Annotated in this window: 20 protein-coding genes and 2 pseudogenes; 4 read left to right on the top strand and 18 right to left on the bottom strand. The window is 63.3% G+C overall.

The window, feature by feature from the left end; all coding sequences use genetic code 11:
• Positions 1-73: 73 nt before the first annotated feature.
• Both R1A29_RS26875 and R1A29_RS26880 read left to right on the top strand, forming a co-directional pair.
• Complete coding sequence (locus R1A29_RS26875; protein ID WP_438300030.1) at positions 74-1,480, top strand: adenosylmethionine--8-amino-7-oxononanoate transaminase; 1,407 nt, start codon at positions 74-76, stop codon at positions 1,478-1,480.
• 50 nt (positions 1,481-1,530) lie between these two features.
• Positions 1,531-2,250, top strand: coding sequence for a 16S rRNA (uracil(1498)-N(3))-methyltransferase (locus tag R1A29_RS26880; protein ID WP_438300031.1), 720 nt, complete (start codon positions 1,531-1,533; stop codon positions 2,248-2,250).
• A gap of 4 nt (positions 2,251-2,254) precedes the next feature.
• On the opposite strand, the gene R1A29_RS26885 is transcribed toward R1A29_RS26880, so the two are convergent.
• Positions 2,255-3,157: a transporter substrate-binding domain-containing protein gene (locus R1A29_RS26885; protein ID WP_438300032.1), complete on the bottom strand. Its 903-nt coding sequence runs from the start codon at positions 3,155-3,157 to the stop codon at positions 2,255-2,257.
• A gap of 41 nt (positions 3,158-3,198) precedes the next feature.
• Positions 3,199-4,440, bottom strand: a complete 1,242-nt coding sequence (locus tag R1A29_RS26890) for a D-amino acid dehydrogenase (RefSeq protein WP_438300033.1) — start codon at positions 4,438-4,440, stop codon at positions 3,199-3,201.
• Positions 4,441-4,548: 108 nt separating this feature from the next.
• On the opposite strand from R1A29_RS26890, the gene R1A29_RS26895 reads away from it, so the two are divergent.
• Positions 4,549-5,460, top strand: a complete 912-nt coding sequence (locus R1A29_RS26895) for a LysR family transcriptional regulator (protein ID WP_438300034.1) — start codon at positions 4,549-4,551, stop codon at positions 5,458-5,460.
• On the opposite strand, the gene trhA is transcribed toward R1A29_RS26895, so the two are convergent.
• Positions 5,457-6,074 (bottom strand): PAQR family membrane homeostasis protein TrhA, encoded by a 618-nt coding sequence (trhA, locus tag R1A29_RS26900; protein WP_114886061.1) that lies wholly within the window; start codon positions 6,072-6,074, stop codon positions 5,457-5,459. The genes R1A29_RS26895 and trhA overlap by 4 nt on opposite strands.
• Positions 6,075-6,215: 141 nt before the next feature.
• Here trhA and R1A29_RS26905 point away from each other — a divergent pair, with 141 nt between their 5' ends.
• Positions 6,216-7,136 (top strand): LysR family transcriptional regulator, encoded by a 921-nt coding sequence (locus R1A29_RS26905; RefSeq protein ID WP_249483497.1) that lies wholly within the window; start codon positions 6,216-6,218, stop codon positions 7,134-7,136.
• Between the two features lie 192 nt (positions 7,137-7,328).
• Here the strand turns inward: R1A29_RS26905 and madM are convergent, their stop codons facing one another.
• The 15 genes and pseudogenes from madM to pilG all read right to left on the bottom strand — a co-directional run bounded on the left by madM (position 7,329) and on the right by pilG (position 24,764).
• Complete coding sequence (gene madM, locus R1A29_RS26910) at positions 7,329-8,093, bottom strand: malonate transporter subunit MadM (RefSeq protein WP_085709095.1); 765 nt, start codon at positions 8,091-8,093, stop codon at positions 7,329-7,331.
• Position 8,094: 1 nt separating this feature from the next.
• Positions 8,095-8,511, bottom strand: coding sequence for a malonate transporter subunit MadL (madL, locus tag R1A29_RS26915; protein ID WP_438300035.1), 417 nt, complete (start codon positions 8,509-8,511; stop codon positions 8,095-8,097).
• Positions 8,512-8,575: 64 nt separating this feature from the next.
• On the bottom strand, positions 8,576-9,496 hold the full coding sequence (gene mdcH, locus R1A29_RS26920; RefSeq protein WP_438300036.1) for a malonate decarboxylase subunit epsilon: 921 nt from the start codon (positions 9,494-9,496) through the stop codon (positions 8,576-8,578).
• Positions 9,493-10,113 carry a malonate decarboxylase holo-ACP synthase gene (locus R1A29_RS26925; protein WP_438300037.1) on the bottom strand — a complete coding sequence of 207 codons (621 nt, stop codon included), beginning with the start codon at positions 10,111-10,113 and terminating at the stop codon, positions 9,493-9,495. The genes mdcH and R1A29_RS26925 overlap by 4 nt, the downstream gene beginning before the upstream one ends.
• The gene (mdcE, locus tag R1A29_RS26930; RefSeq protein WP_438300038.1) at positions 10,107-10,892 is read right to left on the bottom strand and encodes a biotin-independent malonate decarboxylase subunit gamma; all 786 of its coding nucleotides are present in this window, start codon (positions 10,890-10,892) and stop codon (positions 10,107-10,109) included. Before mdcE ends, R1A29_RS26925 begins: the two co-directional genes overlap by 7 nt.
• Positions 10,889-11,740 carry a biotin-independent malonate decarboxylase subunit beta gene (locus tag R1A29_RS26935; RefSeq protein ID WP_438300039.1) on the bottom strand — a complete coding sequence of 284 codons (852 nt, stop codon included), beginning with the start codon at positions 11,738-11,740 and terminating at the stop codon, positions 10,889-10,891. Before R1A29_RS26935 ends, mdcE begins: the two co-directional genes overlap by 4 nt.
• Positions 11,733-12,032, bottom strand: a complete 300-nt coding sequence (locus R1A29_RS26940; RefSeq protein WP_003229075.1) for a malonate decarboxylase subunit delta — start codon at positions 12,030-12,032, stop codon at positions 11,733-11,735. Before R1A29_RS26940 ends, R1A29_RS26935 begins: the two co-directional genes overlap by 8 nt.
• Positions 12,032-12,903, bottom strand: a pseudogene (locus R1A29_RS26945) (triphosphoribosyl-dephospho-CoA synthase). Before R1A29_RS26945 ends, R1A29_RS26940 begins: the two are co-directional and overlap by 1 nt.
• Positions 12,903-14,573 carry a malonate decarboxylase subunit alpha gene (gene mdcA, locus R1A29_RS26950; RefSeq protein ID WP_085689631.1) on the bottom strand — a complete coding sequence of 557 codons (1,671 nt, stop codon included), beginning with the start codon at positions 14,571-14,573 and terminating at the stop codon, positions 12,903-12,905. The pseudogene R1A29_RS26945 and the gene mdcA overlap by 1 nt, the downstream one beginning before the upstream one ends.
• Before the next feature lie 327 nt (positions 14,574-14,900).
• On the bottom strand, positions 14,901-15,368 hold the full coding sequence (locus R1A29_RS26955; RefSeq protein ID WP_432217959.1) for a chemotaxis protein CheW: 468 nt from the start codon (positions 15,366-15,368) through the stop codon (positions 14,901-14,903).
• Positions 15,361-21,274 (bottom strand): annotated as a pseudogene (locus R1A29_RS26960) (Hpt domain-containing protein). Before R1A29_RS26960 ends, R1A29_RS26955 begins: the two are co-directional and overlap by 8 nt.
• Before the next feature lie 35 nt (positions 21,275-21,309).
• Positions 21,310-23,370, bottom strand: a complete 2,061-nt coding sequence (locus tag R1A29_RS26965) for a methyl-accepting chemotaxis protein (protein WP_085709085.1) — start codon at positions 23,368-23,370, stop codon at positions 21,310-21,312.
• A 13-nt stretch (positions 23,371-23,383) separates the two neighbouring features.
• The gene (locus tag R1A29_RS26970) at positions 23,384-23,923 is read right to left on the bottom strand and encodes a chemotaxis protein CheW (protein ID WP_085709084.1); all 540 of its coding nucleotides are present in this window, start codon (positions 23,921-23,923) and stop codon (positions 23,384-23,386) included.
• A gap of 10 nt (positions 23,924-23,933) precedes the next feature.
• Positions 23,934-24,299, bottom strand: a complete 366-nt coding sequence (gene pilH, locus R1A29_RS26975) for a twitching motility response regulator PilH (protein WP_011336365.1) — start codon at positions 24,297-24,299, stop codon at positions 23,934-23,936.
• A 60-nt stretch (positions 24,300-24,359) separates the two neighbouring features.
• Positions 24,360-24,764 (bottom strand): twitching motility response regulator PilG, encoded by a 405-nt coding sequence (gene pilG, locus R1A29_RS26980; RefSeq protein WP_085709083.1) that lies wholly within the window; start codon positions 24,762-24,764, stop codon positions 24,360-24,362.
• Positions 24,765-24,831 lie beyond the last annotated feature (67 nt).

Raw genomic sequence — 24,831 nt, forward strand, 5'->3', positions numbered from 1 at the left:
GGCGCGACGCATTGCATAGGCTTGCGCGATTGTTTGCCCGCGCCTGACGCGAGCCGCCTCGAGGAGACTGAACATGGGCCTGAACAACCAGTGGATGCAACGCGATCTCGCGGTGCTGTGGCATCCCTGCACCCAGATGAAAGACCACGAACAGCTGCCGCTGATCCCGATCAAGCGCGGTGAAGGCGTGTGGCTTGAGGACTTTGAAGGCAAACGTTATCTCGATGCCGTCAGTTCCTGGTGGGTCAACGTGTTCGGCCACGCCAACCCGCGCATCAATCAGCGCATCAAGGATCAGGTCGATCAGCTGGAGCACGTGATTCTCGCCGGTTTCAGCCATCAGCCGGTGATCGAGTTGTCCGAGCGACTGGTGAAGATGACGCCGGAAGGCCTGAACCGGGTGTTCTACGCCGATAACGGTTCGTCCTGCATCGAAGTCGCGCTGAAAATGAGCTTTCACTACTGGCTCAACCGCGGCCAGCCGAACAAGAAACGCTTCGTCACCCTGACCAACAGCTACCACGGTGAAACCATGGCGGCGATGGCCGTCGGCGACGTGCCACTGTTCACCGAGACCTACAAAGCCCTGCTGATGGACACCATCAAGGTGCCGAGCCCGGATTGCTATCTGCGTCCGCACGGCATGAGCTGGGAAGAACACTCGCGCAACATGTTCGCCGCCATGGAGCAGACGCTGGCGGAAAATCATGACAGCGTTGCGGCCGTGATCCTCGAGCCGCTGATCCAGGGCGCCGGCGGCATGCGCATGTATCACCCGGTGTACCTCAAGCTGCTGCGCGAAGCCTGCGACCGTTATGGCGTGCACCTGATCCACGACGAAATCGCCGTCGGCTTCGGCCGCACCGGGACCATGTTCGCCTGCGAACAGGCCGGCATCCGTCCGGACTTCCTGTGTCTGTCGAAAGCCCTGACCGGCGGTTATCTGCCATTGGCGGCGTGTCTGACCACCGATGAGGTATACAGCGCGTTCTACGACGATTACCCGACCCTGCGCGCCTTCCTGCATTCGCACAGTTACACCGGCAACCCGCTGGCCTGCGCGGCAGCATTGGCGACCCTGGATATTTTCGAGCAGGACAACGTGATCGAGAACAACCGGGCGCTGGCGCAACGCATGGCGTCTGCGACCGCGCCTCTGGTGGATCATCCGAATGTTTCGGAAGTCCGTCAGACCGGCATGGTGCTGGCCATCGAAATGGTCAAGGACAAGGCCACGAAAGAGGCTTATCCGTGGCAGGAACGTCGCGGCCTGAAAGTGTTCCAGCATGCCCTGGAGCGTGGCGCGTTGCTGCGTCCGCTGGGCAGCGTGGTGTATTTTCTGCCGCCGTATGTGATCACCCCGGAGCAGATCGACTTCCTCGCCGAAGTCGCCAGCGAAGGCATCGACATCGCCACCCGCGACAGTGTCAGCGTGGCCGTGCCGAAGGATTTCCATCCCGGGTTCCGTGATCCGGGCTAAGCGTCACTCGCCACAACAGCGATCCTGATTCAATTTTCTAGAGAACCACCATGAGACTGTCCCGCTTCTTTATCGACGCCCCGCTGAGCACCGGCGAACACGAACTGCCGGAAGCCCAGGCGCATTACATCAGCCGCGTGCTGCGCATGGCCGAGGGCGATGCGGTGCAGTTGTTCGACGGTTCCGGCCACGAGTTTCGCGGAGCGCTGGTGGAAGTCGGCAAGAAGCGTGTCGTGGTGCAGATCGACGAGCAGTTTGCCGGTCAGGTTGAATCGCCGTTGCACATCCATCTCGGCCAGGGTCTGTCCCGGGGCGAGCGGATGGACTGGGCGATCCAGAAAGCCACCGAACTGGGCGTGAATGAAATCACCCCGATCTTCAGCGAACGCTGCGAAGTCCGCCTCAAGGACGAACGCGCCGACAAACGCCTGCTGCACTGGCGCCAGGTAGCGATCAGCGCTTGCGAGCAATGCGGTCGTTCGCGGGTGCCGGTGATTCATCCACCGGTGCTGCTGGCGGACTGGCTGAAACAGACCAAGGCCGAACTGAAACTGGTCCTGCACCCGGTGGCCGAGCCTTTGGTCAGCCACGCCAAACCTGCGACTCTGGCATTCCTGATCGGCCCCGAAGGCGGCTTGTCCGACGCCGAGGTCGAGCAGGCCAAGGCCAACGGCTTCCACGCTGCCCGCCTCGGCCCACGCGTGCTGCGTACCGAGACGGCGCCGGTTGTGGCGCTGGCGGTGGCGCAGCAACTGTGGGGGGATTTCTAAGCCGTCACTGCACCGGATCACTGATCGGTCTGGCGATGATTGCCTTGAGTTCGCTGGTCATCGGGAACTCAAGGTTCAAGCCCTTCGGCGGGATCGGCTGTTCGAACCACTTGCGGTAGATCCCGTTGATCTCCCCCGAGCTGTACAGATCGGCCAGCGCGCCGTTCACCAGCGCGAGGAATTGCGGATCATCCTTGCGCACCATGCAGCTGTAGATTTCCCGCGATTGCTCCTCCCCCACCACGACCCAGTTGTGCGGATCGCGCGCCTTGGCCCGTTCACCGTAGAGCAATGCGTCGTCCATGTAGAACGCCGCCGCGCGCCCCGATTGCAGCATCTGGAATGCCTCGCCGTGATCCTTGGCGCTGATCACGAACATGTTCAATTTGTGGTCGAGGTTGTAGCTCTTCAGATAGCGCTCGTTGGTGGTGCCGGCGGTGGTCACCACGTTCTTGCCGCGCAGGTCATCGAAACCGTGGATGCCGCTGTCCTTGGCGGTCAGCAACTGCCCTTTGACATAGATAAAACCGTAGGAGAACGCGACCTGTTTCTGCCGCTCGGCCGTCACCCCGGTGGAGCCGCACTCAAGATCAACCGTGCCGTTCTGCACCAGCGGAATCCGCGTCTGCGACGTCACCAGGTTGTACTTCACCTTCAGCTCCGGCAGCGCCAGTTGCTGCTTGATGCGCTCGACGATCTTGCCCGCCAGTTCCACCGAATACCCCATCGGCTGCCCGGTGTGATCGCCCACATACGAGAACGGCACCGACGCATCGCGATACCCCAGGGTGATGCTGTTGGCGCTGGCGATCTTGCCAAGCGCGCCGGTCAGAGGCAATTCATTGGCCTGAGCCTGAGCGCCTATAAACAGCGCCAGTGTGCAGCCGAGCAACGTGATTTTTTGCATTGTTATTCTCCGTTGTGGGTGGGGTGTTTTAGCAGAGACCGTCACGCCGCACGGGGATTGAACCCGTGCAGATCAATCGATGTGCGCTGCTGACCGATCAGTTCGCTGAGCAACTGCCCGCTACCGCAGGCCAGGGTGAAACCGAGCGCGCCGTGGCCGAGGTTGAGCCACAGATTGCGATAGGCCGTGGCGCCCAATAGCGGTACGCCGGTCGGGGTGGCCGGGCGCATGCCGGCCCATTCAACGGCGGCGTCGTAGTGGCCGGCATCGGGAAAGGTGTCGCGGGCCTGGCGCTTGATCAGTGCCAGTCGCTCGGGGTCCACCGCCGGGTCGAAACCGACGATGTCGACCATGGCCGCCACGCGCAACTGTTCGCCGATGCGCGCGTAGACGATCTTGCGGTCGTAGTCGGTGATGCTCATGTCCGGCGCCCGATGCTCGTTGCCGATCGGCACAGTCAGGCTGTAACCCTTCAGCGGATACAGCGGCAGGCGCAGGCCGGGCAGCGCCAGCAACGGGCTGCGATGGCCGGCGGCGATCACCAGTTGCTCGACCGGCAGAGTTTCGTCGCCTAGCTCAATGGCCGTGACGGTGCCGTGGCTGTGGCGAATGCCGGTGACTGGCTGGCCGAGGCGAAACGCGCAGCGGCCCGATGCCTTCAATCGCGCCGCCAACTGTTGGCAGAAACCGTGACAGTCGCCCACTTCTTCATCCGGCGTGTAGATCGCGCCCACGAACGGTGACTTGGTCAATGCCGGTTCCAGTTGCGCACATTCGGTGGCGGACAATACCTGCTGTTGCTGCGGGTCGGCCAGGCCTTGGCGTGCATGATCGAAGCTGGCGGCATTGCGGAAGGTCACCAGTTTGCCATTGCGCCGCCAGTTGAAGCCGGCGAGTCCGTCGTCCTCGCGCCAGTGTTTCAGCGTGCTCTGGCTGAACAGCGCCAGACGCAACAAATGCGCCGCGTTTTCCCGGTTGACCGAGGTGCGGCACGCGGCAAGAAACGACGCCATCCAGCGCCACTGCGCCGGGTCCAGGCGCGGGCGAAGTTTCAGCGGTGAATCGCCGCGCAGCATCCAGCCGATGGCCTGCAACGGTACGCCGGCATCGGCCAGCGGCGCCACATAGCGGTAGGACAACTGGCCGCCGTTGGCAAAACTGGTTTCGCTGCCCAGCGACTGCCGCGCCTCGACCACTGTCACCTCAAAGCCGTCGCGCACCAGCGCGTAGGCCGTTGCCAGGCCAATCACACCGCCGCCGATGATGCACACACGCTGAGCCATGTCCGTCCTTATTTCTATTTGAAGACGAGGCCGAGGTTAGGGTGAGGTGACAGGCGCCGAACAATGAATAAAGATGCCAGACCTATAAACAAAGGTTATGGACTTGCCATGCGCCTTCGTCATATCGAGATTTTCCAGGCCATCCGCCAGACCGGCTCGGTCAGCGCCGCCGCGCAGTTGCTGCACGTCTCGCAACCGGCGGTGACCAAGGTGCTGCAGCACGCCGAGCAGCAGTTGGGTTTCCCTTTGTTTTTGCGGGTGCGCGGCAAGTTGCAGGCGACCCCGGAAGCGCTGGAGCTGGAGCGCGAAGTCGACAAGGTCACGGAAAGCCTGCAAGGCGTGCGGCGCCTGGCCCAGAGCCTGCGCCGCGAGCCCGGCCACAGTCTGCGTGTCGGTGCGACCCCGGCGCTGGCGCTGTCGTTGCTGCCGCCGGCGATCCGGCAATGGACGGCGCAGTTCCCGGACATCGCCTGCGAACTGTCCAGCGCCCACAGCCGCGAGCTGATGCAGAATCTGCTGATGCGCGAAGTGGACGTGGCCCTGACGTTGCAGTTGCCGGATCATCCGGGGCTGAAGGCGCAGGCATTGGCCTCGGGGGTTCTGGTGGTGCTGGCGCCGAAAGATTACTGGCCGGAGGAAGACGCCGGTCAACCGTTGCCGCTGATGGCTCTGGCCGGGGCGCCGCTGATCGGGCTGTCCAGTGCCGACCCGTTGGCGGCTCGCCTCGACAGTTATCTGGAAGCGGTCGAGCCACCGCCTCGGGTGCGGATCGCCGTGCAGACGTACTCACTGGCCCGGGCGATGGTTGAATCCGGAGCTGGCGTGGCGGTAATCGACCCGTTCACCGCGCTCGGTGCCTCATCGGCCACCACCACTATCCGCCCCCTCGCCCCGCCGCTGCCGATCACGCTGTACGCCGTGACCCGCGCCACCGAACCTCCGCCCCACACCTTGAATGATTTGCTGGAGATCTTCAGTCAGCGCGCCCGGGAACAACTCGACCGACTGATGCGCCCTTAAAGGACGTAAAACAGAATCGCCACAAAATGCAGCAGGCTCCCGGCAATCACGAACAGATGCCAGATCCCGTGGGCATGCCGCAAGCGATGGTCGAGGGCAAAGAAGATGATTCCCACGGTGTACAGCACGCCGCCCGACGCCAGCCAGGCAAACCCCGCCGTCCCCAGCGCGTCGATCAGCGGCTTGACCGCCACCAGCACGATCCAGCCCATCACCGCGTAGATCACGATCGACAGGATCCGCGCCTCGGAGCGCGGCTTGATCTCTTGCAGGATGCCGATCAGCGCCAGCCCCCAGACAATCCCGAACAGCGTCCAGCCCCACGGCCCGCGCAGGGTCACCAGACAGAACGGCGTGTAACTGCCGGCGATCAGCAGGTAGATCGAAAAGTGATCGACCTTCTTCATGATCGCTTTCTTGCGCCCGCGCACGCTGTGATACACGGTGGATGCGCTGTAGAGCACCAGCAAGGTGAAAGCGTAAATCGCCACGCTGACGATCTTCCACGGGCTGCCGTCGAGGCTGGCAATCACCAGCATCCAGACGCCCCCGACAAACGCCGCTACCGCCCCGACCAAATGCGTCCAGGCGTTCAGTTTTTCTCCGTGATACATGTGTCGCACACCTCGATTTCATTACCGCAGCGCGCAAGGCTCGGGCCTTGAGCGTAAAAGCGCAATGTTTCCGTTCAACGCGGGCCTGCACCTGTCCTGATATTTGGGCACAATCGAGCGATACCAAGAAGAGTCCGCGCCATGCTGATCGACGAAGAATTGACCCTGAAGAAACTCGAGGTGTTCCTCGCCTTCATGCGCACCGGCAACCTCGCCCGCGCCGCCGCCGAATTGCAGACCAGCAACGTCAGCGTGCACCGCGCGATCCATTCGCTGGAAAGCGCCTTGCGCTGCCCGCTGTTCAAGCATGAAGGACGCAACCTGACGCCGCTGGAGAGCGCCTATGTACTCGAAGAGCGGGCGCAGAAGCTGATTCAGGACGTGGTCGAAAGCGTACGCCTGACCCGCGAAGCCGCCGGGTTTTCGGCCGAGCGTTTCAAACTCGGCTCACTGTATTCGCTGACGGTGAAGACCGTGCCGCAGCTGATCATGGGCCTGAAGATCCGCCGCAGCGAACTCAACATCGACCTGATCCTCGGCTCGAACATCGACCTGCTCTACAAGCTGAAAAACATGGAAGTCGACGCGATCCTGGTGTCGCTGGACGACAGCGTCAACGATCCGGACTGCGAGCAGATTCCGCTGTTTTCCGACGACATCTTCCTCGCCACCCCGGCCGATTCCCGCTTTGCCCAACGCAGCGAAGTGGACCTGGCGGAGGTGCGCGACGAAACCTTCATCACCCTCACCCAGGGCTTCGCCACCCATCAGGACGGCATCCGGGTGTTCAGGCAGGCGGGGTTCGAGCCGAAGGTGGCGATGCAGGTCAACGACATCTTCACCCTGCTGAGCATGGTCAGCTCGGGGGTGGGTTATGCGTTGCTGCCGGGGAGGATTGCGGCGGTGTACGAGAACCGGGTGAAGCTGATTCCGTTGCAGGAGAAGTACCGGTTGCAGCAGCACATTGGAGTGGTGTTTTTGAAGGCCAAGGAACGGGATCCGAATCTGCTGGCGTTGCTGGCGGAGTGTCGGATGTATGCGAATCGCCAGTCGGCGGTGTGATTAAAAGCAGATCAAAAGCCTACCCCCTCACCCCAGCCCTCTCCCCCAAGGGGGCGAGGGGAAGGGAGCCTATCGGGGGCTTTTCAAACCTGAGTTCGACTCAGGACTCTCAGGTCGACGTATAGCGCATAAACAACTCGGTCAGTCCCCTCTCCCTCCGGGAGAGGGCTAGGGTGAGGGGGCTTTTGATCTTTAACCCACAATCCCGCGCACGATGAAGAACAGCAGCGAAGGCCCGAGCAGGCAGCCAAGCCCGGTATGGAAGGTAGCCGTCAACGCCCCATAAGGCACCAACCGCCGATCCGTCGCCGCCAGCCCCGCCGTCACGCCACTCACGGTCCCGGCCAGCCCGCCAAACACCATCGCCGAACGCGGGTTATCCAGGCCCATCCAGCGCGCCGCCACCGGAGTGCCGACCATCACCAGAATCGCCTTGATCAACCCGGTGGCAATCGACAGCGCCATCACATCCGAGGTCGCGCCAATCGCTGCGCCGGTCACCGGGCCGACGATGTAAGTCACCGCGCCTGCGCCGATGGTGGTCATGCTCACGGCATCGCGATAACCGAACGCGTAAGCCATGCACGCGCCGACAATGAACGGCAGGATCGTGCCCAGCAGCAACGCGATCACGCCAATCAGCCCGGCCTTCTTCGCCTCGGTCGCCTGCACCTCGAAAGCGGTAGCAACGATGGCGAAATCCCGCAGCATCGCGCCGCCCATCAGGCCGATGCCGGAGAACAGCGACAGATCCGCCAGGCCTTTCTGTCCACCGGTCATGGTCCCGCCAACCCAGGCCAGCACCAGGCCAATGACGATGGCAATCGCCGAGCCGTGAATCCGCCCGAACGTCAGGCGTTTGGAGAGAATCACCGAGACCCACATGATCACGCCGACGAAGGCGAACGCAGTGATCAGACCGTTGTGTTCCAGACCTTTTTCAATGAGATCCCACATGTCAGCGACCTCCTACCGGTATGCCGACCGGGGAGATTTCCGCTGGTTCATCGGGCAACGGCTCGCCCTTGTGGGTGCGGCTGATCAGGGCAATGGTGCAACCACAGACCACCACCGAACCGATTGCCGCCAGCACCGCCACCGGGCCACCGTGCAGTGCGGTGACGACGTTCTGTTGCGCGGCCATCGCCACCACCACCGGAATGTACATGGCGCCCCAGAAGCCGACGCCCATCTCGCAATCCTTGGTCATGCCGCCGCGTTTTTGCATCCACAACCGCGCGCAGATCAACAGAATCATGGCGATGCCGACCCCGCCGACGTTGGATTTGACCCCCAGCAACACGCCGAGCAGGTCACCCATGATCACCCCTGCCAACGTACAGATCGCCAGCAGCGCCACACCGTAAATAATCATTGTTGTAGTCCTCAAAGTGCATCGTCGAATGTTGTTTTTGTTGTTCGAAGCCTGAGTCGGTGATTTAGATTCTTCTGCCCTCCTCCTCACGCAACAGCGCCTGCAAGGTGTCGAGCCGGGCGCTGTCGAAGGCAGTGACAGTCCCCTGTTCGAACACCCGGCGCGCCAGCCCGGTCAGCACCGCACCGGGCGGCAGCTCGATCTGTAGTCGCACGCCGCGCTCGTAGGCGCTTTGCACGGTGCCGCGCCAGTCCACCACTCGGCACATGTTGAAGGCGAGATCGTCGCGCAGCGCTTCTACCTTGGTTACAGGCCTGGCGCGACTGCCGCTCAGGTAAGCGATTTTTGGTGTTTTCAGTTCCACTTTGGCGAACGCTTGGGCGAGTGTTTGCGCAGGTTCATCCAGCAGCGGGCAGTGCGACGGCACGCTGACTGCCAGACGTTTTGCCAGCCCGGCGCCACGACTGCGGGCCAGCTCGGCGACCGCTTGCATCGCCTTGTCGCTACCGGCAATCACCACCTGGTTATCGGCATTGATGTTGGCCAGGTAAACCGGCGTTTCTGCGCCGTGCACCTGCGCCAGCAGCGTTTCGACGGTGGATAATTGCAGACCGGTGATCGCGGTCATGCCGAAGCCCTGTGGATAAGCCTGCTGCATCAACTCACCCCGCAGACTGACCAGATGCAACGCATCGCTGAAGCTCAACGCGCCGGCAACCACTGCTGCCGGATACGCACCGATAGACAGGCCGGCGACGTAATCGGCGGTGAGTCCGTCCTGCAACAACTGCCGCGAGGCCGCGACGCCGGCGATCAGCAGACAGAGCTGAACCGCCCGGGTGCTGCGCAACGCTTCGCTGGAATCCAGGCGCAAGACATCTTCCCCGAGGCTATCGCTGGCCTCGATCAACGTTTCCCGAGGCAAACGCTGGAGCATGCCGGGCTGCTGCGCGCCTTGGCCGGGAAACACCAGCAGGCTGCTCACGCTGCCTGCTCCTGCGGGTTCCACGGGTCGCTGACCAGACAGGCTTCATGGGCGTTTTTCAGCAGCACCCGCGAAGCATTCCCTGCCCATTCGCGCAGGGCGACGGCACCCAACGGCGTCTGCAACTGCAGGTCGACCCGGCAGATCGCCTGATCGAAAACCGCGACCAGTTTGCGTGCCTGATTACGGGTGATGAGTTGCGGTGTACGCAGGATCAGATCGAGATCGCTGGTCTCGTGCATTGCCGCAAAACCGCTCGCCAGTTCAAACCCGACGCTGCCACTGACGCCCCAGATCCAACCGCAATCATCGAGCACCGGCCGCAGTTGCCGGAGCGCCTGCATGACCGGCAGATCACGTTCGCTCTCGACATGACAAAGCGCCTCGGGACTGACCCGACAGGCAATCGAATCGACAGACATGAACGCCGCCAGCCGCTGCTCGCGCAACTGACCGCGCACGCCCACCGCCACGAACCCGTCTTCACTCAGCGCCCGCCGCACCACCACCGGTTGCCCGGTCGCCAGCGAGTCAATCGCCCACTGCGGCGCATCCGCCGGCAACTGCTCAGGCGTCATGCCCCACAGCAGGTCGTGGGCGAGAAAGCGGTTCACCACTGCGCCCTCAGCAGCTCACGCACGCGGCTGGAGGCTTCGCGATTTTTAGCGCCGAGACGATTGCTCAAATCAGTCGCACCAATATCGCCGATGGCCTGCTTCAGGCATTCGCCGACCCGCACCAGATCCTCCGCTGTCGGCTGTTCGATCTGTTGCACCGACAGGGTTTCCCAGAGCAATCCGAGGCTGGCGTAGCTGTCGATGTCATAGGCCATCGGCGGCACGCTGGACGCCAGGGCTTCCAGTTCTTCGACGCTGCGCAAGGTCACCCGCGCCGCCGACGCTTTGCCCATCGCATGCACCATCACCCCCGGATCGCGCAGGGCGATCAAGCGGTTGGCCTGATAACCGTGGGCCAGAAACGCCCCGGACATGGCCTTGCCCACCAGCAGCGCAATCACCGGATGCCCGGCCAGACGAGCCCGGGCGTAGGCGTCCGCCGCGCCGGCCAAGGCTTGATGAATGCCGAGGGCTTCTTCGCGGCGGCCATAGGCCTGGCTCGGTACGTCGACGATGGCAATCAGTGGGCGTTTTTGCGTTTTGTCGCGATCGGCGGTGATTGCATCATCCACAGCCTTGGCCAGGCCCCAGCCTTCGAGCAATCCGACTTCGCCGTTGCGAGCGCGAGGGAAACGGTTTTGCGGATCAGCGACCACCGCAATAAACCGCCCGAGCTCACCGTCGGCGACCTTCAACGATGGCGGCAAACCCTCAACAGCATTCGCCCCGGCGCTCAAGGCGTTGAACCAGTTCAAACCGCGCATGGAATAACCGCTCATGAGCGCTCTCCTTGATACAGATCGCGAACCACCGAAGGCTCGATTTGCTTGTCAGTGTCCAGGCTTGTCAGGCGTTGCAGAAACCACTCGGCCCGCTGACTGCGCGGTTGCGCCGGTAGGCCTTGTTGCAACAACTCGCCGACCTGCTGGCGAATCTGCGCCACGTCATCGGCGACATAACGGTCCACCAGACCGCTGGCGAAACGTTGCTCGCCGCCGGTCAGGCTCCAGATGAACGGCCGGTCGCGGGAGTCGTATTCCTCGATCCCGGCTTCCTGCTCGATCACCTGCGGGCCGTTCAGGCCGAGGCGTGCTTCCTGAGTCACCAGCAAGTAGCTGCACAACGCGGCGGCAATCGACATCCCGCCAAAGCAACCGACGCTGCCGGCGACCACGCCGACCACCGGTTGGTACTGCTGCAGATCGACAATCGCTGCGTGGATGTCGGCAATCGCCGCCAGTCCGAGGTTGGCTTCCTGCAAGCGCACGCCGCCGGTTTCCAGCAGCAGAATGGCGCGGGTCGGAATGCCTTTGCGGTTGTCCTCGGCGGCCAGTTCCAGCGCGCCGGCGATTTTTGCGCCGCCGACTTCACCGAGGCTGCCGCCCTGAAACGCGCCTTCGATCGCTGCGATCACCACCGGCAAACCGTCGAGGCAGCCCTTGGCGATCACCACGCCGTCATCGGCCTGGGGCACCACGCCCTGGCGTTCGAGCCATGGCGACATCACGCGCTGAAACGGATCGAGCAGTTCGCGGAAAGTGCCGGCATCGAGCAAGGCTTTCGCCCGCTGACGAGCGCCGAGTTCGACGAACGAATGTTTGTGCAAAAGTGCCGAGGTGTCAGTCATGGCCGATCTCCTCGAAGCCTTGTTCCAGTCGCAGGCGCACCACGCCCGGGGTCGCGCCGAAGTCGTGGATATCGATGGCCATCGCCGGTGGCGTGGTGCCGTCGAACATCCGTGCAAACAGATGCTGCCAGCGCTGCTGCGCGCCGTTGACCGAGGTCTGCACATTGATCGTCAGCTTGCCGGCCAGGCCCGGTTCGATCAGCACTTCCAGATCGCCCGAGCCGACACAACCGACCAGCGCCCGACCCCGTGGCGGCTGCCCGGCGGGGAATTCAAAGGATAAGGTTTCCATCAAAACGCTCCCTGAAGGATGCCGTCGCGCTCGATCCGGTCGAGCAGCAGCGTGGCGGCGAGCAAGTCGGCGGCGCCACCGGGCGAGGCATTCAATGCGATGAGTTGTTGATCCAGTTCGTGCAGGCGGCGGCGACCGGTGAGGCTGGCACTGCCACCGGCGTCGAGCACCGCTCGGGCGCCGTGCTGCATGGCGTGCAGGCCCGATTCGCCGGCGCGGTACAGCACGCAGGTGTCGGCGAGGTCGGTCATGATCGCCAGCAAGGCATCGAGCCGGGCGTTCTGTTCGCCATGGCCGGCGATGCGGCTGCATTTGAGTTGCGGCAGTCCGCGCTGCACCACGGAGGGGAAGCCGAGCTGCGCTTCTTCCCGGGCACCGCGAGCGCCATAGCGTTGGGCGACTTGCGCGCCGTGGCTCAGCGGGCGCGGCGCATAACGGTCATCGAGCAACGCCAGACGTGCGGCGCGCAGAGCAACGGCGCCAGCGCTGGTGGATTTCGTGTCCAGCGCAGCGGCCGTGACCAGCAGGCCCAAGGCCCAGATCGCCCCGCGGTGGGTGTTCACGCCGTGGGTGGTGGCGAGCATCGCTTGCTCGCCTTCCTTCCTATGCGGCCAATGGCTTCGCGCAGCAGCAAGCCGATCTCGCCGAACTCAAGCGCGGCCTCAGCCATTTCCTTGAACGCCGGCCACAGCGCCAGCGCCGAGGCGTGCATCAAGCCCAGGTGCAGGTCGGTGTGCGCACCGTTGCCACGGCGGTCGACCAGCGCCGGTTTCGGCGACAGGTCGGCTTCGTCGATCAGTGCGTCCACGGCCATATCCGCTAACCGGTCAGCCAAGGAAACAGGTTTCGCTTTCAGGTTGAGTGCGTGCATTACCAGCTCCTGAATTTGGCGGGCGGGTTGTAGAGGCCGCCGGACCACTCGACCAGATCGGCCACGCTCTTCGCCGCGAGCAATTCGCGGGTGGCGTCGGTGCGACGGATGCCGAGGTCTTCGGGCAAGGCGATCAGCCCTTCGCGGCGCATGCGTTCGGTGTCTTTCGGGTTGTGGCGCAGGCCGATGGCAGTGACGCCGGCCACCGCAGCGATCATCGCCTGACGCTCTTCCAGCGAACGCGCCTTGTACAGGTAGGCGATGCCTTCTTCGGTCAGCAGGTGGGTGACGTCGTCGCCATAGATCATGATCGGCGCCAGCGGCATGCCGCTTTTCTTCGCCACCTCTACCGCGTCGAGGGTTTCGACGAAGGTCGGTTTGCCGCCCTCCTGGAAGGTCTCGACCATTTGCACCACGAGTTTCTTGCCGCGTTCGAGCATCGGCTGCTGCGAATCGTCATGGCGCATGTCGAGCCACGCAGGGGTGCCGTGACGACGACCGCGCGGGTCGTGGCCCATGTTCGGCGCGCCACCGAAACCGGCGAGGCGGCCTCGGGTAACGGTTGAAGAATGTCCATCGCCATCGACTTGCAGGGTCGCGCCGATGAACAGGTCCACCGCGTATTGCCCGGCCAGTTGGCAGAACATCCGGTTGGAACGCAGCGAGCCATCGCGGCCGGTGAAGAACACGTCGGGACGGGCGGCGATGTAGTTTTCCATGCCCAGTTCGGTGCCGAAGCAATGCACGCTTTCGACCCAACCGCTTTCAATCGCCGGGATCAAAGTTGGGTGCGGGTTGAGGGTCCAGTTGCGGCAGATCTTGCCCTTGAGGCCGAGGGATTCGCCGTAGGTCGGCAGGATCAGTTCGATGGCGGCGGTGTTGAAACCGATGCCGTGGTTCAGCGACTGCACGTTGTGTTTTTCGTAGATGCCACGGATCGCCATCATCGCCATCAACACGTGCACAGGCTTGATGTGGCGCGGGTCGCGGGTGAACAGCGGTTCGATGTAGAACGGCTTGTCCGCCACCACCACGAAATCCACCCACGACGCAGGAATGTCCACGCGAGGCAGTTCGCTGACGTCGTCCACCAGTTGATTGACCTGGACAATGACGATGCCATCGCTGAACGCCGCCGGTTCGATCAGCGCCGGGGTGTCTTCGGTGCTCGGGCCGGTGTAGATGTTGCCGGCACGGTCGGCCATGAACCCGGCCGAAAGCACGACGTTGGGGATCAGGTCCACCACCAGCCGGGCGTAGAGTTCGATGTAGGTGTGGATCGCGCCGACTTCCAGCAGGCCGTCTTCAAGCAACTGGCTGATGCGCAGGCTCTGGGTGCCGGCAAAGGAGAAATCGAGCTTGCGGGCGATGCCGCGTTCGAACAGGTCCAGATGCTCGGAGCGACCGACACTGGGCATGATCATGTGCAGGTCGTGGAGCTTCTCGGGATCGGCCTTGGCCAAAGCACGGGAAAGAAAATCCGCCTGCTTCTGGTTGTTGCCCTCCAGCACCACACGGTCGCCGGGCAGGATCAGCGCCTCAAGCGCCGCGACGATCCTGTCGGTGGGCAACACCGCACCGTCGGCCAGCCCGCGCACCTTGTCGAGGCGCCGCTGCTTCTCGTCGCGCCGCCGCGTCCAGCGCGAGTCGGGGGAAATTGTTGTTGTCATGCTCACTCCACGGGGTTCGCTGTCGTGGAGCTACCTTAGGAGTGTGTTTGAGGGGCATCAATCAAGCGCAGCGGTGAATCATTACGGTCAGCGTAACGATCAAGAGCGCCCTCACCCTAACCCTCCCGAAACGTCGGACCGCCCGGAGGGAGAGGGAACCGATTGGGGGATGTTCAATAGCTGCACCGACCTGAACGTGTTGCAGTGAATCCATGATCGACTGGTTTTTTCAGGTCGATGGATTATGCAAGACACCTCGGTCGGCTCCCTCTCCTGGGGGAGAGGGCTGGGGTGAGGGGGAAGGACAACGCAAAATTCAAGCGAAAATCAAACCAGCCCCGCATCCACCAACAATCTCTCCAGCGCCAACAAATCCGGCACCTTCGCCACCTGCTCCCCCACCTGCACCGCCGCCTGCTCCAGCGCACACAGCGGCACGTCGACATAACTCAACTGGCTGTCGAGCTTGTACGAGCGCGGAATCCCCTGCACCAGCAAGGCAATGAAGCGCAGCGTCGGCAATCCGCCGAGGGCGTTGAGGATGACGATCCGGGCCCGTTCGCCGATGACAATCTTGTTGCCGCACGCCGACTCGAAACTCAGCAGCGGAATCTGCCGCTCGCGCCAGGTCACCCGGCCCAGATACCACGGCGGTGTATCGAGGTCGAAGGCGCTGGACTGGTAGTCGATCAGTTCGGCGACGGCGACGTTGGGCAGGATCAGGTTTCGATCAGCCAGCGGCAGCAACAGCCCGGTGAGTTGGCTGCTGCGTTGGTTATGACGCCGCTCATGCATGTTTTTTGCTCCACAGGGCAATGCTTTCGAGCAGCACCGATTCCTGGTACGGCTTGCCGAGGTAGTCGTTGACGCCGATGGCCATGGCGCGGTCGCGGTGTTTCTGCCCGGTGCGCGAAGTGATCATGATGATCGGCAGGTGTTGCAGGCGTTCATCCTGGCGCACCTGGGTCGCCACTTCGAAGCCGTCCATGCGCGGCATTTCGATGTCGAGCAGCATCAGGTCCGGCATGTGTTCTTCCAGCAGTAGCATCGCATCGACCCCGTCCTTGGCGGTCAGTACGTTCATGCCGTGGCGTTCGAGCAGACGGCTGGTGACCTTGCGCACGGTGACTGAGTCGTCGACCACCAGCACCAGCAGCGGCTTCTGTGGTTCGCTCTCGATTTCGTGACCGGCCGGACGCTGCGGCATCCGCGCCTGCATCGCGCGGATCGGCGCCAGCAGATCGAGGATCAGCACCACCCGGCCATCGCCGAGGATCGTTGCCCCGGACACGCCCTGCACCGCCGCGAACTGCGGGCCGAGGCTCTTGACCACAATCTCGCGGGTGCCGGCCATGGCGTCGACCTGCACCGCAATGTGCCGGTCGTTGCACTGCACCAGCAGCACCGGCAGCGGCAGGCTCTGGCCGAGCAGTTTCGGCCGTGGCGCGGTTTTCAGCAGCTCGCCCAGATAGCACAGTTCATAACGCTGGCCGCCATACTCGTAGCGCGGCGGATCGTGACGGAAATGCCCGTCCAGTTCATTCGGCAACACGCGAACGATGCCGTCGATGGTGTTCAGCGGAATTGCGTATTGATCCTCACCGCACTGCACCATCAGCGCACGGTTGACCGACACGGTGAACGGCAGGCGAATACGAAAGTGCACACCCTGCCCCGGCACCGAATCGATGCTCATGGTGCCGCCCAGTTGCCGCACTTCTTCGTGGACCACGTCCATGCCCACGCCGCGCCCGGAAATCTGGGTGATTTTCTCGGCGGTGGAGAAGCCCGGTTGCAGGATGAACTGCAACACTTCGCGGTCGCTGATTTCCGCGTTCGGCGCCAGCAGGCCGCGCTTGATCGCCTTGCGCCGCACCGCGTCCAGCGGCACCCCGGCGCCGTCGTCGCGGATGTCGAAAACGATGTCGCCGCCCTCGCGGGACAGGTCGAGGCTGATCTGACCCTGAGCCGGTTTACCTGCTGCCAGTCGCACGTCGGCGGGCTCCAGACCATGGTCGACGGCGTTGCGCAGCATGTGTTCCAGCGGCGCCGCCATGCGTTCGAGGACGTTGCGGTCCATCTCGCCTTCGGCGTTGCCGACGGTGAAGGCCACGTCCTTGTTCAGCTCTTCGGCCACCTGACGGACGATGCGCTTGAGTCGCGGCAGCATGCGCTCGAACGGCACCATGCGCGTGCGCATCAGGCCTTCCTGCAATTCGGTGTTGATCCGGCCTTGCTGCTGCAGCAGGTTCTCGGCGTCGTGGGTGCGCCGGTCAAGGGTTTCCTTGAGGTCGAGCAGGTCGGAGGCGGATTCGAACAGCGCCCGGGACAACTGCTGCAACTGCGAATGGCGATCCATTTCCAGCGGATCGAATTCTTCGTAGCCCAGACGTTCTGCGTCCACTTGCTGACGGCTGAGAATCCGCCCCTGGGTTTCTGTATCGAGCCGACGCAACTGGTCGCGCATGCGCTCGATGGTGGTTTCCATCTCGTTCAGGGCGGTCTGCGCATCGCTGACTTGCTGCTCGATACGCCCACGGAAAATCGAGGTTTCGCCGGCAAGGTTGACCAGCTCATCCAGCAGCTCGGCGGAAACCTTGACCATATCCGCACCCGCCTCGACAGCGGGCGCGGCGGGTTCGGTCTTCAAGGGCACCGGCAGGATCGGCGCAGGCGTTTCCACCGCCACCGGGTGGCTGAAACTCTGGATCGCGCCGATCAGTCGATCCGCCGGCGGGCATGGCTGGCCGGCGCGCACCGCATCGAGCATCTGCGCCAACCGGTCATGGCCGCGCTGCAACAGGGCAAACAGTTCGGCGCTGCTTTGCAGGGTGCCGGAGGACAGGCTTTCGTAAAGGTACTCGAGTTCATGGGCGAGGTCGCCGATCGGGCCGATTTCCACCATCCGCGCGCCACCCTTGAGGGTGTGCAGGTCGCGCAGCAGGGTTTCCACTTCCCTGGCGGTTGCCGGGTTCGGCCTGCCAGCGCAGCAGCGCGGCGCCGGAGTTTTCGATGATGTCGAAACCTTCTTCGAGGAAGATTTCCAGCAGCTCCGGGTCGTGTCCGGCGCCTTCATGGCTGGTGGCCTCCGGCAGCGTCTCGGAAGCGCCTGACTGGCCCTGACGGAACTGGCGGATCGCGTCGATCAGGTCCGGTGCCGGTTTCAGCGGCTGATGGTCATGCAGTTGATCGAGGAACAACGCCAGTCGCTCATGGCTTTGCAGCAACAGTCGGCCCAGTGCGTCGCTGTGGTTGTAGCGGCGATCCACCAGTCCTTCGTAAAGGTTTTCCAGCTCCTGGGCCAGGTCGCCGATCGCCTCGACCTCGGCCATCCGTGCACCGCCCTTGAGGGTGTGCAGGTCCCGTTGCAGCGACGACAGTGGCGCGCCGTTTTCCGGGTCGTTCAACCAGCGCTGCAAGGCTTGCCCGGCGCTGTCGAGAATGTCCACCGCTTCTTCGAGGAAGATCTCGACGATCTCGTCATCCGCGCCGATCCCGGTGCTTTTTTGCAGCTCGGCAGTGGCGCTGCCCAGCTCGGAAATGCTCAGGGTTCGGCTGCCGTCGCTGCGGATCAGGCCCATGGCCGACGGGTCGAGGCCTTCGTCGAGCAGTTCGTGCAGCGCACGGATGCGCTGCGGTTGCGGGGTGATTTCCTGGCCGGCGGCCAGTTCGTCGAGCATGTTGATCAGCGCTTCGTGGGCCTGCTGAGCTTCATGGAAAAACCGCTCGCTGACCGCCAGGCTGCTTTCTTCCACCGCGCCATACAGATCCAGCAAGGCTTCGCACAACACGTCCACCGGCAGCAGATCCGCCAGGTGCGCGGCCTCGCCGAGGGTCGTCAGTTCATCCAGCAGCGCACTGAGTTCCTGGCGTTCGCCGGGATGCTGCTGCCAGCGCTGCAAGAGGTTTTCGGCGTCGAGCAGGATGTCCATGCCCTGGGCCAGAAAGTTGTTGATCAGTTGCGGATCGCGCTTGACCCGCAGGGCACTGCTCGGTGCATTGAGGATGGATTCGAGGCGTTCGCTCAGCAGGGTTTCGGTACGTTTGATCAGCGACTGCGCACCGACAATCGGTGCCAGCGGGTCGTGCTTGAGCTGGCGCAGGCCGACGCGGAACAGGCCCTCGGCTTCCAGCAGCAATTCCACTTCGTCCAGATCCAGCGCCAGTTGGTGGGCCTTGAACTCCCGGGCCAGTTTGTCCAGCGGCGCCGCCAGTTCGGCGATCGGCAATACGCCGGCCATCGACGCGCTGCCTTTGAGGGTATGCAACGCTCGCTGCAGTTCGTCGCTGGCCTGCAACGGCACGTGTTCAGCGGCCTGATCGAGGAAGCGGTTGAGGCTGGCGAGGTGGGTTTCGGCTTCGTTGCGGAAAATCTCCAGCAACAGCGGATCGAGCGCCGCGACGTCCTCCACGTCTTCGGCCGGCAACGGCGTGTCGCCCTTGGCCAAGGCGTGGGCACGGGCCGCGAGGTGATCGACATCCTGGCGCTGACGCTGACCATTGATGGCGAATTCGGCGATCAGGTCCGGCAGCAACAGCAGCGTATCGGCCAGCAATTGCTGCACCGCCGGCGCCGGTTCGACGCTGTGCTCCAGCACACGGTTGAGCAGGTTTTCCACCGCCCAGGCCAGTTCGCCGAGTACCAGCGCACGCACCATGCGTCCGCTGCCTTTCAGGGTGTGAAAGGCCCGGCGCAGCTCACTGAGGGCTGCGCGGTCCTGCGGATCGGCGGTCCAGCGCGGCAGGTAGTCACGCAGGACATCGAGTACCTCCTCGGTCTCTTCGAGGAACACTTCACGCAACTCGTCGTCCACCGGCTCTTCATCGGCGGGCGGCGGCAGCAGGCTGCCGGGCGTGGTCAGTGCCGGCGGATTGACCGCTGACACCGGGCTGGCCAGCACATCGGCCAGCGACTGGGCGATTTGCGGGTCATCGAGTTCCTGCAGGTCCTGCATCACCAGCGCTTCGCTGGGACTGAGCACATCCTCGAGCACGGGTACACGCTGTTCGCTGGGCGGCTCGTCAGGGAAGTAGCCGAGACGGGCCAGGCTCTTTTGCGCGACATCCAGCAGCTGCTCGCTCGGTGCCTGCGGGTCATCGGTCAGGCGTTCGAGGTAATACTCGAGACTGGTGATGACATCGGCGAGGTTGTCCAGTTGCTGCCAGCCCGGCTCGTGGGGGTCGAGCAGCAGATGCTCGCGGATGAAGCCGTTGCAGGCTTCCAGCAGACTCGCCGCACGGGTCAACGGGATCATCGCCAACGCGCCACGGACCTGGGTCAGCAGCGCCGGCAAGGGTTGCAGCTGCTGGCGATCCCAGTCGGCGTCGATGTAGTCGACGATCATGTCCTTGGCCTGTTGCAGGCAGATGCGTGCTTCCTTGATCACGATCTGATGGATCTGCGTCAGGTCGGTGGTGGGCAGGCGCGAGTCTTCCGGGCTCTCCGGCTCCACCGTGCCGACCATACCGGCCAGCGTCGCTTCGACGTAAAGCAAGGCGCCGGCGACGTCCATCAGTGTGGCGTCGTTCGGTTCGCGCTGGCCCTGAGCGAGGCTGAGCACCACCGCCAGTTGATCGATGATGACCTTGCGCGGCTGGCCGAAACCGAGCACCGCGAGGGTGTCGGCGATCTGCCGCAGCGGCGCCAGCAGGCTGTCCAGATCCGAGGTGTGCTGGCGGTCGCTGCGCACGAACAGGTCGAGGCGCTCCTTGACCCGCACCAGCTCTTCGCACAACGCCGCGAGCACCGAGCGCATGGCATCGCGGTCGGGGCCGGCCAGACGTGCGCGTTCTTCGTCGACCATCGCGCTGTCGGGCAACGCGTCGTCCAGGGAGTAGCGATCTTTCATGGTCAGCATCTGCCCGGTGGGATGTTCGGCTTTGGCAATATAGAACAGCAGGCTTTTGAACAGCTCGGGCGGCGGTGGCTGGTTGAGGCCGGCCATGCCTTGTTCGAGCAGGCGCTTGAGTTCCTTGTCGGCGTCCTTGAACAGGCTGCGCAGGGCCGGGCTGTTGGCGATCCGGCCTTCGCGCATGCCCTCGACCAGCGCCGAGGCGACTTGCCACAACGGACTCAAGGGTGAATCGCCGCTCAACGCTTCGAGACGGGTGAAGACTTTGCTCAGGTAACCGAGGTGCGTCTGGTCGTCCTGTTCGCGGAGCAAGCCTACCAACGCCATCTGCAACATTTGCCGCAACTTGCGCAGCACATTGGGCAGTTCCGCCGGTTCCAGCAGGGCCAGCGCTTCAGGGCTCAGCGCCGGCAACTCCGGCAATTGCGGGCTGAACAGGCTGGTCTCGGACAACAGGCTTTCGCCACGGGCGCTACGCAAATCGTTGATCAGCGGCAGCACCACCAGCGGCAAATCACGGCGAGCACTTTGCACACGGTCGAGGTAGGTCGGCAGTTGGCCGAAGGCCTGCAACAGCAGGTGCAAGGCTTCGTCGCGGTGGCTGACGCGGTCGTTCTGCAGGGCTTCGACCAGATGCTCCATCTCTTCGGCAAGCAAGGCCGCGCCGTAGAACTCGACCATCTGCAGACTGCCGTGGACCTGATGGATGCACGCCAGGCACTCGTCCAGCCCGGGCACCGACTGCTGATCGTCGAGCACGGCTTCGATGGCCTGATGCGCCTGCCTCAGCGTTTCGGCAATTTCGCCCTTGACCCATTCGAGGGCCACGTAGTCGTGCCGGTCGCCCATAACCACTCCGCTCGACATGATCTCGCCCGCAGGCCTCACGCCTTGCCCGTGGCGGGCGTTGCCGCCGCCGGCAAGGTGAACCCGGACACCGAACGCCGCAACTGGCTGGCCATTTTCGTCAGGTTGCCGATGCTTTCGGCAGTGGCCGTGGAACCGGACGAGGTCTGCGAGGTGATCTGCTGGATCACGTTCATCGTCAGGGAAATCTGCCCGGCCGAAGACGTCTGCTGCTGCGCCGCGTTGGAAATGCTCTGGATCAGCGCCGCAAGGGTCTTGGACACGCCTTCGATTTCTTCCAGGGCCACACCGGCATCCTGCGCCAGCCGCGCGCCGCGCACCACTTCGGTGGTGGTCTGCTCCATGGAAATCACGGCTTCGTTGGTGTCGGTCTGGATCGCCCGCACCAGCGTCTCGATCTGTCGGGTGGCGGCGGACGAACGTTCCGCCAGCCGTTGTACTTCGTCGGCAACCACGGCAAAACCGCGCCCGGCATCACCGGCCATCGACGCCTGAATCGCCGCGTTGAGGGCGAGGATGTTGGTCTGGTCGGCAATGTCGTCGATCAGGCTGACGATGTCGCCGATTTCCTGGGACGACTCACCCAGGCGCTTGATGCGTTTGGCGGTGTCCTGGATCTGTTCGCGAATGTTGTCCATGCCGTGGATGGTGTTGTGCACCACCTCGTTGCCCTTGTTGGCGATCTCCACCGAACGCTCGGCCACCGCCGAGGATTCGGCGGCGTTGGCCGACACCTGGTCGATGGACTGGGCCATGTCGTTGATCGCGGTCGAGGCTTCGGAAATCTGCTGGGCCTGATGCTCCGACGCCTGGGCTAGGTGCATGGCGGTGGCCTGGGTTTCCTGCACCGCGGCGGCGACCTGGCCGGCTGTCAGGTTGATGGTCGCCACCAGGTCGCGTAACTGGTCGACAGAATAGTTGATCGAGTCGGCGATGGTCCCGGTGAAGTCTTCGGTCACCGAGGCGGTCACCGTCAGGTCGCCGTCGGCGAGGTCTTCGATTTCATCCAGCAGACGCATGATCGCGTTCTGGTTGCGTTCGTTCTTCTCGGCAGTCTCGCGCAACTGACGGTTGGTTTCCCGGACCATGACCATGCCGATCAGGATGATCGACGCCAGTGCCAGCAGGCCCAGCACGTAGCCGCCGATGGTGTCGGTGCTGCGCCCGCCGGCGAGGTTCTCGAAACCTGTGGCCAGGTGCGAGGCTTCGTCGAGCAGGGTCTGCGACAGGCTGAAGATGTTGGTGGCGGACTCGCGGACCTTGAACAGCTCCGGCGAGGTTTCGAGGATTTCATCTACCGAACCGGAGACAAACTGGAACAGCTCGGCAATTTCGCTCAGGCGCGCACGGGCATCACGGTCCTCGACCTGGCTGATTTTCAGCGTCGGGTTGCCTTGCAGCATGCCGTTGAGCACCTGACCGAAGCGCGTGGCGTCACGGCCAAAAGCGTCGGCAGCCTGTTGCGAATTTTCGTCGCCGGAGAGCACGGTGTTGACCGCGCCGAGAATCCGCTCAGCCAGCAGCGACTGACGCTGGGCCATCGCCACCTGCGCCGCCGGGGCGCCGCGTTGCAGGAGGATCTCGACGACTTTTTCGTATTCGATCTGCAACTGCGGCACGGTTTCGGCGAGGGTCGCGGCGACCTGATGCAGGGACAGCACGGTCTGTTCGCTGGACAGGATGGCGTCGGTGTTTTTCAGCAGGCGTTCCCAGTCCAGCTGCACGGCGCGCATTTCCGGGCGCACGGTGGACGGTGCCGGCGGCAGGCCGGTGGCCGGGTCGCCCTTCTTCAGGTAACCCCAGCGCTGGGCGAAATCGTTGCGCGCATCGCTGAGCAGCTTGAACGCGGCAGCCTTGCCGGCGGCAGCTTCGGTGGCGTTCTTGGCAATCCGCTGCGACAGAACCCGCAGCTCGCCGGCGTGACCGATGTACTGTTTGTCGTAGTTGGCCTGAGTGTTGAGGTAAGCGAAATTGGCGAACAGCAGCATGATGAACACGATCAGCGCGATGAACAGCACGATGATCTGCGAGCGGCTGCGCGAGCCTTCTGCGGGCTTGCTGGTTTTTGCTTTGATCATCGGTCCTCGCCTGTTAAACCGCGACGTGCATGAAACTCGGTGACTGCGCCAGCGCAAACAGGCTGAACACTCGCCAGTTCTGCTCGCGCCGGAAATAGCCTTTGACGAACTCGCCCTTGGAGCCTTGCCGTTTACGGATCGAGACCGGTTCGAAGCTGTCCTGCTCGAAGTGCTGCAAGCCGAAAACCTCATCGACCAGCACACCGGCAAACACGTCCTGATGCTCCACGACCAATACCCGCCGCTGCTTGCGCATCGGTGACAGCTCATGGCCGAAGAATCCGCACAGGTCCATGATCGGCAGCAACCGCCCGCGCAGATTGGCCACGCCCTTGACCCAGGGCTTCACCCCCGGCATCTGGGTGAAGCGCGGTTCGGGCAGCACTTCGCTGACCTCGCCCATCGGCGCGACGTACCAGTGCTCGCCGAGGCGAAAGCCGATGCCGCTCCAGCGATCCTGGCGCGCCGGTTGCGACGGCAGGTCCGCCGCCAGCAGGCGACAGCGCTGGTCGATCTGCCACAACAGTTCGAACGCGGTCAGCGACTCGCTCATGGCGGCGCGATCAACCGGCCAGCACGTTGTTCAGGGTCTTGATCAGCGTGTCTTCGTCGACCGGTTTGGTCAGGTAATCCCTGGCGCCCTGGCGAGTGCCCCAGACCTTGTCGGTTTCCTGATCCTTGGTGGTGATGATGATGACCGGAATGTGGCTGGTTTCAGCGTCCTTGGTCAGTTGGCGGGTCGCCTGGAAACCGTTGAGGCCGGGCATGACGATGTCCATCAGCACCGCGTCAGGTTTCTCCTGACGGGCCAGGGCCACGCCGTCGGCGCCGTTTTCGGCTTTCAACACTTCGTGGCCGTGCTTTTCCAGCATGCCGGTCAGTTTGTACATTTCGGTCGGCGAGTCATCGACGATCAGAATACGTGCCATGGTCTTCCCCATTTTTCTTGTCGACACCGGGCCCGCTGGCCGAGCGTCACTGTGCGTGTCTTACTGCGGCAAATCAGCGGCAAAGCCCGGAACATGGGCCGCAATCGCGTCGAGCAGTTCTTCCTTGCTGAAAGGTTTGGTCAAAAATTGATCGGAACCGACAATCCGCCCCTTGGCCTTGTCGAACAGCCCGTCGCGGGACGACAGCATGATCACCGGCGTCGCCTTGAAGGCACTGTTGTTCTTGATTAAAGCGCAGGTCTGATAACCATCCAGACGCGGCATCATGATGTCGACAAAAATGATCCCGGGGTGGTTGTCGGCGATCTTCGCCAGGGCGTCGAAACCGTCGATCGCCGTGATGACTTCGCACCCTGCATTTTTCAACAGGGTCTCGGCGGTGCGACGAATCGTTTTCGAGTCGTCGATCACCATGACCTTCAAGGCGCTGGACTGCTGTTCCATAAGGGGGCTCTACCGTCGCCTTTGCGAATCAATTTGTCCGTTTTGCGATGACTGATGGCTGGAAACC

It is taken from the genome of Pseudomonas sp. NMS19W (genome assembly GCF_051554255.1).
GTDB lineage: Bacteria > Pseudomonadota > Gammaproteobacteria > Pseudomonadales > Pseudomonadaceae > Aquipseudomonas > Aquipseudomonas kribbensis.